Below are 9,431 nucleotides of genomic sequence, written 5' to 3'. Positions count from 1 at the left end.
CTGAGCCCGAGAGGCTCTAACAAGGGTGGGTCAAGATTGGATGGAAACGGTGGGTCAAGATCGCGCGGGAATCAACACCAACTGCCCCGAGAGCCTGCAACCAAGCTGCAACCTTGGTATACGTGGACTTCCGGTCATAGCCCATGACGTAGGTACGGGCAGTGTTGAGGTCGTTCTTCATCGACGCGTTCTCGTCGACGAGTTGCTTGTAGTAGTGCATCACCATCGTGACTGCAACTTTGTTGCCAACAACCTCATCGACCGACAACCCGGCCAGGCCATCCGTGCCAATGCCGAGAATGTTGCCACCCTTGCTCATCGGGGCGGGGTTTGCATTGGCTTGGCCTGGTGACTGCAAGTTTGCGGGAGACGCTGGATTGCCGCCTTGCTGCTGGTTTTGCGAGTTGCTCACGTTGCCTCACCTGTCCTTCACTTATCCAAGAATGGCTTGAGGCGCTGATCAACAAAGTGACTAGCGCGCCAGCGATCAGCGATGGCGTCAATGCCAAACGCGTCGAACGCTCCGAAGATCGGCCCCAATATTTCGCCAAGGCCGGTCGCGAGGCCCAACACATACCTGAGAGATTTTCCCTTGCTGGTCTGCAGCCACCCCTGCCTAGATACCTCTTCGAGATAGGCGCTAACCAGTTGCCGATCCGGATTCACAGAATGAACCCACTTCCGAAATGAGCCCGCCTTATCAAGCAGCTTGGCAAACTCAGAGAATGAGCGCTCGCCCGCGTCGATGACCTCGGCGACCGACGGGCACCCATCCAAGACAACATCTTCAAAGACTGCCTTTTCCTCTTGATGCAGCCCTGCACGTACCAATAGGGATTCACACCGCAACTTGATGAGAGAGCTGGAATCGGGGGATGTATAGAAGTCCCCGCCGTAGTGCGCACCTTGGTACATGTCTACGCGAGCTTGGTGCACGTTGCCAATCACTAGAGCCTCAGTAACCGGCTCTCCAGGCAAGGCGAGCTTCAGCCGTGCTGCCTCAATGTCGTGCACTCGCAGATCGCCAAAAAGATAGAACCCGAGATCCGATTCCTGAATCCGAATGCGGAAGTCTTGTGGGATCAATTGCGGCGGAACCAATCGGCCCAGCACGTCACGGATCGCTTGGGTGCAGTACGCATCGTCCTTCAGGTCGTTCAGGGCCAACCTCGGCAACTCCTTGCCGAAATTTTCATCGCCCAATACCTTGTGTGGGATGTCGGCCAGCGCCTGCACGAGCCTTCGGGTATCGGGCTTCGAAAACCCCTGGTCAAGCAAGCGCCCGGCAAGCGATGCAAGCTTGAGCTGCCTCCGTCCCCTTAAGAACCCGTCGGGCAGCCTCTTTGGCACGAGAGCCATGAATTCGAAGGTGTGCGCCGTGAGCGCCCCCATCTTCTGGCTGTACGTGACGGGCATTCCCTCGACAAATGTCGCAGTGACCCCTTCGCGCTTGAGCAGGTCGATCAACCCGCCGCAGCCAATGCTTTGTGCCAGTGCCATAACGGCGCCGGCGTCCAGGATCAGGTGCACAGATTGATAGAAGAGCAGAGCTTCAGCAATTTGGCCGATTGTTAGCCCGCCGCTGCGAGACGCTCCTTGCAGCACAGCTTTCTCAAACATCCCGCGCCTCCGCGCATCACCCGATCAGAGGCGACGTTTTGTAGAGATACCGCCGAATTGTAGAAAAGCCCCGGGTAGCGAACTACGCGGGGCTTGTACTTAAGTGCTTATCAGCACTGCTGAATTTTGGTGGCCTGGGGCGGAATCGAACCACCGACACGCGGATTTTCAATCCGCTGCTCTACCAACTGAGCTACCAGGCCTTGTGTCTGTTGCCTCATTGGCCTCGGCGTTGGCCGGGTCAAATCAGCGAAGACCGCGACTATAGCACAGGTTTTTGGGCTGTCGTCACGCCACGCCTCAGAGCCCGCCACCGCGCTTGTTGCGCGAGAGGTCGACGCCGAGTTGCTTGAGCTTGCGGTACAGGTGGGTGCGCTCGAGGCCGGTCTTTTCGGCCACGCGAGTCATGGAGCCGTTTTCCTTGGCCAGATGGAACTCGAAGTAGCTCTTCTCGAAGGCGTCGCGGGCTTCGCGCAGCGGGCGGTCGAGTTCGAAGCTTTGTTCGGAGGCGAGGCCGGCCGGCGGCAGCGCGGCCAGCGGCAGGCTGTTGCCGGAGACCGGCAGGCTCATCTGCAGGGCGCTGATCTCGGTGCGGGCGTAGCTGCCGTGGTTGTTGCCGCCCAGCACCGGCGCCGGGCGCGGAGCGGTCTTGACGAGCGCCTGCTCGACGGCGCGCAGGAGCTTCTGCAGCGTGATCGGCTTTTCCAGGAAGGCAATGGCACCGAACTTGGTGGCCTCGACCGCCGTATCGATGGTGCCGTGGCCGCTCATCATGATGACGGGCATGGAGAGCTGGCCGCTGCTGCCCCACTCCTTGAGCAGGCTGATGCCGTCGACATCGGGCATCCAGATGTCCAGCAGCACCAGGTCGGGTCTCATCCGCTCGCGCACGGCGCGGGCCTGGGCCGCGTTCTCGGCCAGTTCGATGGAATGCCCCTCATCGGTGAGGATTTCAGACAAAAGGGCGCGAATGCCCAGTTCGTCGTCGACTACGAGAATGGTTGCCATGGATGCCTAGTTCATCAAGCGGACTGCGGTGCTGCGCCGGGGTCGGCGGGCCCAAATGCAGTCGCGAGATTTGAAAATGATAACGAAACTTGCGCGCCCACCGTCGGCTGGGCCTCGTCGCCGTCCTTGTGCAGATTGGACAGGCGGATGCGGGCGCCATGTTCGTCGGCGATTTTCTTGACCACCGCAAGGCCGAGTCCGGTGCCCTTGCTCTTGGTCGTGACATAGGGTTCGAAGGCGCGCTTGAGCACCTTGTCGGCAAAGCCGGGGCCGTTGTCGATGATCTGCAAACGCAAGGCGCGCAGCTCGCCGTTTTCGCCGAGCGACTTCTGCGTGCGCAGCAGCACATGGCCGTCGGGACGCTCACTCACGGCGTCAAGCGCGTTCTGCACGAGGTTGTGGATGACCTGGCGCAGCTGCGATGCATCGCCCTTGATCAGCGGCGGATCGATCACCAGCTCGGCATGCAGGCGGCCAGATTCCTGGGCCGGTGCGTAGAGCAGCAGCACCTCAGCAACGAGGCCGTTGAGGTCCAGCGCGGTCAGTTGCGCGGCGGGCAGGCGGGCGTAGTCGCGGAACTCGTTGACCAACTGCTTCATCGCCTGCACCTGGTTGACGATGGTGCCCACGGACCGCACCAGCATGGCCTGGTCGGCGCCCTCGAGCTTGGCCTCCAGCTTGTGCTGCAGGCGTTCGGCGGAAAGCTGGATCGGTGTCAGCGGGTTCTTGATCTCGTGGGCCAGGCGGCGCGCCACCTCGCTCCAGGCGGCCGAGCGCTGGGCCGAGACCACCTCGGTGATGTCATCGAACACCACCAGGCGCGCGTCATGCGGCATGGTGGCGCCCCGCACCAGCACGGTCAGGATCTCGCCGCTGGTTTGCTGCAGCTCGAAGCTGTCCTGCCACTGCCCGCGCTCGCCCTCCTCGGGGCTGGCCTGGTGGGCCTCGAAGCGCTGCCAGACCGACTGGGCGAAGCCCTGCAGCGGCTCCAATTCGGACAGACGCCGGCCGCGGTAGGCAAACAGCGGCTGGCGCAGGATGCGCGTGGCGCCGGGGTTGACGGTGTCGATACGGCCCTCGGCATCGAACACGATGACGCCGGCGGTCAGGTTGTCGAGGATGGTCTGCAGATTGGTGCGGGCCGCCTCCAGCTGCGTCACGCTGAGCTCGACCATGGAGCGCGCATCGGCCAGCTGCTCGGTCATGTCGGCGAACGAGCGGGTGAGGCCGGCCAGCTCGTCCTTGCTGGTCAGCACCGGCTTGGCCGAGAGGTCGCCATGGGCCACCTGGGCCACGCCGTCGGCCAGCAGCAGCAATGGGCGCGCCAGCTGGTTGCCGAGGGTCACGGCCAGCAGCAGGGCCGCGAACAGGGCCAGGATCAGCACCAGGGTCAGGGTGCCCAGGTAGACCTTGCGCAGGCCGCCGATCTCGAGGGCGCGCTGCTCGTACTCGCTCTTGGCCTTCTGAACCGCCAGTGCATTGACCACGGTGGCCATGGGCAGGCGCTGCACCACCATCAGGTAGCGCTCGGCGCTGGCGCTGGAACCCAGGCTGCGCTCGCTGCCATGCAGATAGGCCAGGGCGCGCAGGCTGACGCGCCCTTGCAGCACGGCCGAGTCATCGTCAAGGCCCTCGGGCTTGCCGACGGCCACGTCCTCGGCCCGCGCCCGGCGCAGCAGCGAGAGCTCGGGCCGGTCGGGCAGCAGCGAGCCCGCATCACCGCCCACGCCGGAGAGGATCTGGCCGTTCGAGCCCACCACGGCGATGGCACGCACATTCATCTGCTCGCGCAGCCGCTCCAGCGCCAGCACCTGCTGCGAGAAATTGGTGTCGCGCAGCTTGTCGGCCGCATCGCGGGCCTTGGCGCCCAGCTCGGCACCCATGGAGTCGAAGGTGCCCGCACCCAGCTCCAGGCCCGATTGCAGGGCGCTCGCGAGGCTCACGTCGAACCAGCTGTCGATGCTGCGGTTCACGTACTGGTAGGAGACGGTGTAGATCAGCAGCCCCGGCACCACGCCGACCAGGGCGAAGATGCCGGCCAGCTTGAGCAGCAGGCGGCTGCCGAACTTGCCGGACCGCACACGCAGGTACAGGCGCACAGCGGCCACGGCGATCACCAGCACCAGCACCACGGCCACGGCGACGTTGACCCAGAACAGCCAGGCGTAGTGGCGCTCGAAGAAGCCACGCGGCGTGGTCGCGTCTATCGACAGCATGAACGCCAGCACGCCGCAAACGCCGGTGATGGCCACCAGCGAGATGACCCAGGCCCATCGAGCGGCGCGGGTCATGGATTGCTCTGACGCAGCGTGAGGTCGGCGTTGAGGCTCAGCGTGCGCTCCACCCCGAGGGCCCAGCCCTGCGGCAGACCGAGGCCGATCTGCATGGGCTTGGGCAACTGGCTGGTGTCGAGCCGGTAGCTGAACTCCAGGTAGTAGCGGCCGTCGTCATCCAGCTCCCTGGCCTCGGCCACGCGCCAGCCGTTCACATTGCGCAGCGAGTTCATCGCCTCGGCGAGGCTGCTGAAGTTCTGGTTCAGGCCGCCGGTGCTGATGCGGTACTGGCGGGTCAGGGCCTGCCAGGTCAAACGCCAGGTCCGGTTGACACGGCCTACACGCGCATCGCGCCAGTACCAGCGGTTGCGGAACACGCTAACCTCGGCCGTGAAGTAGATGGGCACGCCCTTCATCAGCGCCTCCTCCACCGCGCGGGGCAGCTCGAAGCGGCCGCTGAAACTGAGCTCCAGCGCCTCCTCGGCCTTCTCGGTCTTCAGGTGCAGCAGCTCGATGCCCTGGGCCAGCGCTGGCGCCGCCGAGCCCAGCAGGGCGGCGGACAGCAGGAGGGAGGCGGCGGAGACGAACCGGCGGCGGCGCAAGATGGGTCAGGCCTTTTTCTTGAGCAGCAAGGCGTAGAAAAAGCCGTCGACGATCGAGGCCCCACCTGGCTGTGCCTCATTGTGTGCGAGGGGCAGCAGGTGGCCCGTGAAGCCATCCACCGGAATCAGCTCGGCATCCGGGCAGCGTTGCAAAAACGCATCGACCTGGGCCTGACCTTCGGCCTTGAAGACCGAGCAGGTGGCGTAGACCAGGCGGCCGCCGGCCTTGAGCGTGGGCCACAGCGCATCGAGCAGGCCGGCCTGGATCTGGGCCAGCTGGGCGATATCGGCGGCGCGGCGCAGCCAGCGCACATCGGGATGGCGGCGCACGATGCCGGAGGCGCTGCAGGGCGCGTCGAGCAGGATGGCGTCGAAGGCTTGGCCATCCCACCAAGCGGCGGTGTCGCGGGCATCGGCGGCCTTGAGCGTGGCGCGCTGCTGCAGGCGCTGCAGGGTGTCTTGCACGCGGGCCAGGCGTTCGGCGTCGGCATCCAGCGCCACCACCTCGGCCTCGGGCCGCAGCTCCAGCAGGTGCGCGGTCTTGCCACCCGGGGCCGAGCAGGCATCAAGCAGGCGCGGCGCGGCGGGCAGAGGCGGCAGGCCGGGGCGTTCGTTCAAGAGCAGCGGCGCCGCCAGTTGCGCGGCAGCGTCCTGCACCGAGACATCGCCCTCGGCGAAGCCGGGCAGCTGCTGCACCGGCACCGGCTTGTCCAGCACCAGGGCCTGCGGCGCCAACTCGCCCAGCAAGCGGGCGCCGAGCCCCGCCTGGATCAGGCGCTCGCGGTAGGCCTCGGCCGTACCGCGCCCGGCATGGACGCGCAGGCTCATCGGCGGCTGCTCGTTGTTGGCGGCCAGGATGGCCTGCCATTGCGCGGGCCAGTCGGCCTTGAGCTTGTCTATCCACCAGGGCGGATGGTTGAAGGCGCCTTGCGGATCACGCCGGGCGGCCTCGACCAGGGCCTCGCGCTCGCGCAGGAAGCGGCGCAGCACGGCATTGATGAAGCCGGCCGAGGCCGGCACGCGCTTGCGGGCGGCCGACACGGCCTGGTCCACCACCGTGTGGTCCGCATAGGCCGGCTCGGCCACCGGCCACAAGAGGGCCAGGGCGCTGAGCAAGAGGCTGTCCACCTTGGCCGGCGGCGCCTTGGGCGCCAGCAGCTTGCGGGCGGCCTGGGCCGCACCGAGATGGCGCAGCACATGGAAGCTCAGCGCCTGCGTGCCGGGCCGCAGCTCGGCCGGGCAGCGCGCCAGCAGCGCGTTCAGCGACTGGCCGGCCTGCACGCCCTGCACGGCATCGGCCACCTGCAGGAGCAGCTTTTGCAGCGGCGGTGCGAAATGGGGGGCGGCAGGGGAAGGGGGGGCAACAGCAGACACCCGATCAGTGTAAGGGGGGCATCTGAGGCGCCCCATGCGTCACATCGGCGAAGCGGACACAATGGCCGCTGCATGAACCCACCGAGCCCAACATGACCGGAGCCCCCGAAGCCCTTGATGAAGACGTGCCCGCCGGCCTCTCTGCCTCCGAGCGCATCCGTTACCGCCTGGTCAGCGCTGGCTGCCGCCACCACGCCAACGACAACATCGCCGCCTTCGTGCGCGCAGGCGAGCTGGATGAGGTCCAGGCCGAGGTCGCGTCCAAGCTGCAGGAAGTGCTGCGCAGCCTGGTGATCGACACCGACAGCGACCACAACACCCAGGAAACCGCCAAGCGCGTCGCAAAGATGTTCGTACGCGAGGTGTTTGCCGGCCGGTATCAGCCGGCGCCTGCGGTCACCGAGTTCCCGAATGTCAGCCGCCTGAACGAGCTGATGATCGTCGGCCCGATCACCGTGCGCAGTGCCTGCTCGCACCACCTCTGCCCCATCATGGGCCGGGTCTGGATCGGCCTGCTGCCCAACGAGCACTCCAACCTGATCGGCCTGTCCAAGTACGCGCGGCTGTGCGACTGGATCATGAGCCGGCCGCAGATCCAGGAGGAGGCCGTCACCATGCTCGCGAACGAATTGCAGGAGCGCGTGCAGCCCGACGGCCTGGCCCTGGTGATGGAAGCCGACCACTTCTGCATGCATTGGCGCGGCGTCAAGGACAGCGAGTCCATGATGACCAACAGCGTGATGCGCGGGGCCTTCCTCAAAGACCCGAACCTGCGTCGCGAATTCCTGTCGCTGCTCAGCAAAAAGTAATCAGAGTCCCGGAGTCCCCCATGCTCGTCCGCCTTCTCTATGCCAGCCGTGCCGCCACCCCCGTGGGCGATGCCGAGCTGAACACCATCCTCAAGCAATCGCGCGCGCACAACCCGGCCGAGGGCCTGACCGGCCTGCTCTGTTTCAGCGATGGCGTCTTCATCCAGGTGCTGGAAGGCGGCCGCGAGGCGGTCAATGCCCGCTACAAGCACATCGTGGCCGACGCCCGCCACCGCGACGTGGTGCTGCTCAGCTACGAAGAAATCGCCGAGCGCCACTTCGCCGGCTGGACCATGGGCTCGGTGAACCTGCACCGGCTCAACCCGGCCCTGGTGCTGAAGTACTGCGCAACGGCCAAGCTTGATCCCTATGCGATGAGCGGCAAGGCCTTGATGGCGCTGTTCCACGAGCTGGTCAACACCGGCGCTATCGTCTGCAACTGACTCAAAGCGACCGGGCTTCCGTGAAGCCATAGAAGCCGGTCAAGAGCCGCGTCGGGAACTCCCGCACCGCCGCGTTGTACTGGCGCACGGCCTCGTTGAAGAGCTGGCGCGTGAAGGCGCGCTGGCGTTCCACCAGCTTCAGCTCGTCCTGCAGCACATAAAGCTCAGCATGCTCGCGCAGCTCGGCGTGGTGCTCCAGCATCGAGGTCAGCCGGGTCAGCGCCGCCGCATGCACGGCGGCAGCCACGGCCAGGCTGGCCACCGGGTCGGCCGCATGCGGCTTGGCGCGCACCTCGGCCGCCAGCTGCTGAGCCTCGGCCTGCGAAGCGGCCAGGGTGTCGAAGGTCGATTGCTCGGCCGGCAGCAACGGCCGCAAGAGCTCGCAGAGCTTGTCGCAGATCTCGGCCCGGCGCGTCAGGTGCTCGTCCAGCTGAGCAAAGGCCTTGCCGATGGCACCACGCAGTTTCATCACCCGGTTGTAGGCGCCGATGGCCCAGAAGAACACCAGCGCAATCAGACCCCAACCGAACCACGTAATCATTTCTTGCCCTGCATGAACTCGGCAAAGCCCCGCGCCCGCAGCTCGCAGGCCGGGCAGTTGCCGCAGCCATAGCCCCAGGCATGGCGCGTCTTGCGCTCGCCGAGGTAGCAGGTGTGCGTGTGCTCGACGATCAGCTCGTTCAGGGCCGGACCGCCCAGTTGCTCGGACAAGGCCCAGGTCTCGGCCTTGGTGATGAACATCAGCGGCGTTTCCAGCGTCATCGGCGTGTCGAGGCCGAGGCTCAGCGCCACCTGCAGGGCCTTGATCGTGTTGTCGCGGCAGTCCGGGTAGCCGGAGTAGTCGGTCTCGCACATGCCGCCCACCAGCACCGAGGCGCCGCGCCGGTACGCCAGCGTGGCGGCAAAGCTCAGGAACAAAAGATTGCGGCCCGGCACGAAGGTGTTGGGCAAGCCATTGGCCTGCATCTCGATGGCGCGCTCGCTGGTCAGCGCCGTCTCGGAAATCTGGCCCAGCAGGGACAGGTCGAGCAGATGGTCGTCTCCAAGCTTCCCTGCCCATTGCGGGAAGCGGGCCTTCAGCTCGCGCAACACATCCTGGCGGCATTCCAGCTCGACCAGGTGGCGCTGGCCATAGTCGAAGCCCAGGGTCTCGACAGCGGCATAGCGCTCCAGCGCCCAGGCCAGGCAGGTGGTGGAGTCCTGGCCGCCGGAAAACAGCACCAGGGCCTTGCGGCCGCTGTTGGCTTGCGGCGGCGTGTCTTTGGGAAGCGTGCTCATGGCCCGCATGTTATGTTGCCCTCC

The 9,431-nt window shown here is 65.8% G+C and carries 10 protein-coding genes and 1 tRNA gene; 2 read left to right on the top strand and 9 right to left on the bottom strand.

Going from position 1 to position 9,431, the window contains the following annotated elements:
• Positions 1-16: 16 nt before the first annotated feature.
• The 7 genes from J7U46_RS17700 to rsmB form a co-directional block, all read right to left on the bottom strand.
• Positions 17-412 carry a hypothetical protein gene (locus J7U46_RS17700; RefSeq protein WP_282828202.1) on the bottom strand — a complete coding sequence of 132 codons (396 nt, stop codon included), beginning with the start codon at positions 410-412 and terminating at the stop codon, positions 17-19.
• A 17-nt stretch (positions 413-429) separates the two neighbouring features.
• Entirely contained in the window at positions 430-1,620 is a 1,191-nt protein-coding gene (locus J7U46_RS17695) for a hypothetical protein (RefSeq protein ID WP_282828200.1), read from the bottom strand.
• Positions 1,621-1,747: 127 nt separating this feature from the next.
• Positions 1,748-1,823, bottom strand: a tRNA-Phe gene (locus J7U46_RS17690).
• A gap of 97 nt (positions 1,824-1,920) precedes the next feature.
• Positions 1,921-2,628 carry a response regulator gene (locus J7U46_RS17685; RefSeq protein WP_282828198.1) on the bottom strand — a complete coding sequence of 236 codons (708 nt, stop codon included), beginning with the start codon at positions 2,626-2,628 and terminating at the stop codon, positions 1,921-1,923.
• Positions 2,629-2,642: 14 nt separating this feature from the next.
• Positions 2,643-4,919 carry an ATP-binding protein gene (locus J7U46_RS17680; RefSeq protein WP_282828196.1) on the bottom strand — a complete coding sequence of 759 codons (2,277 nt, stop codon included), beginning with the start codon at positions 4,917-4,919 and terminating at the stop codon, positions 2,643-2,645.
• Positions 4,916-5,503, bottom strand: a complete 588-nt coding sequence (locus J7U46_RS17675; protein ID WP_282828195.1) for a DUF4390 domain-containing protein — start codon at positions 5,501-5,503, stop codon at positions 4,916-4,918. Before J7U46_RS17675 ends, J7U46_RS17680 begins: the two co-directional genes overlap by 4 nt.
• Positions 5,504-5,509: 6 nt before the next feature.
• Positions 5,510-6,877 (bottom strand): 16S rRNA (cytosine(967)-C(5))-methyltransferase RsmB, encoded by a 1,368-nt coding sequence (gene rsmB / locus J7U46_RS17670; protein WP_282828193.1) that lies wholly within the window; start codon positions 6,875-6,877, stop codon positions 5,510-5,512.
• A 92-nt stretch (positions 6,878-6,969) separates the two neighbouring features.
• Here rsmB and folE point away from each other — a divergent pair, with 92 nt between their 5' ends.
• Entirely contained in the window at positions 6,970-7,686 is a 717-nt protein-coding gene (gene folE, locus J7U46_RS17665; protein WP_282828191.1) for a GTP cyclohydrolase I, read from the top strand.
• A 20-nt stretch (positions 7,687-7,706) separates the two neighbouring features.
• Positions 7,707-8,129, top strand: a complete 423-nt coding sequence (locus tag J7U46_RS17660; protein ID WP_282828190.1) for a BLUF domain-containing protein — start codon at positions 7,707-7,709, stop codon at positions 8,127-8,129.
• Between the two features lies 1 nt (position 8,130).
• Here the strand turns inward: J7U46_RS17660 and J7U46_RS17655 are convergent, their stop codons facing one another.
• Positions 8,131-8,670 (bottom strand): LemA family protein, encoded by a 540-nt coding sequence (locus tag J7U46_RS17655; protein ID WP_282828188.1) that lies wholly within the window; start codon positions 8,668-8,670, stop codon positions 8,131-8,133.
• A complete protein-coding gene (gene queC / locus J7U46_RS17650; RefSeq protein WP_282828187.1) occupies positions 8,667-9,407 on the bottom strand; it encodes a 7-cyano-7-deazaguanine synthase QueC in 741 nt (246 codons plus the stop codon). The genes J7U46_RS17655 and queC overlap by 4 nt, the downstream gene beginning before the upstream one ends.
• Positions 9,408-9,431: the final 24 nt, after the last annotated feature.

The organism is Pelomonas sp. V22, assembly GCF_030014915.1.
Lineage (GTDB): Bacteria > Pseudomonadota > Gammaproteobacteria > Burkholderiales > Burkholderiaceae_C > JAUASW01.
This window is presented reverse-complemented; position numbering and strand designations above follow the sequence as displayed.

Bases quoted from the DNA above. Each gene is read 5' to 3' on its own strand.
- J7U46_RS17695 (WP_282828200.1), bottom strand. From the start codon at position 1,620: ATGTTTGAGAAAGCTGTGCTGCAAGGAGCGTCTCGCAGCGGCGGGCTA.
- J7U46_RS17685 (WP_282828198.1), bottom strand. From the start codon at position 2,628: ATGGCAACCATTCTCGTAGTCGACGACGAACTGGGCATTCGCGCCCTT.
- J7U46_RS17680 (WP_282828196.1), bottom strand. From the start codon at position 4,919: ATGACCCGCGCCGCTCGATGGGCCTGGGTCATCTCGCTGGTGGCCATC.
- folE (WP_282828191.1), top strand. From the start codon at position 6,970: ATGACCGGAGCCCCCGAAGCCCTTGATGAAGACGTGCCCGCCGGCCTC.
- J7U46_RS17660 (WP_282828190.1), top strand. From the start codon at position 7,707: ATGCTCGTCCGCCTTCTCTATGCCAGCCGTGCCGCCACCCCCGTGGGC.
- J7U46_RS17655 (WP_282828188.1), bottom strand. From the start codon at position 8,670: ATGATTACGTGGTTCGGTTGGGGTCTGATTGCGCTGGTGTTCTTCTGG.
- queC (WP_282828187.1), bottom strand. From the start codon at position 9,407: ATGAGCACGCTTCCCAAAGACACGCCGCCGCAAGCCAACAGCGGCCGC.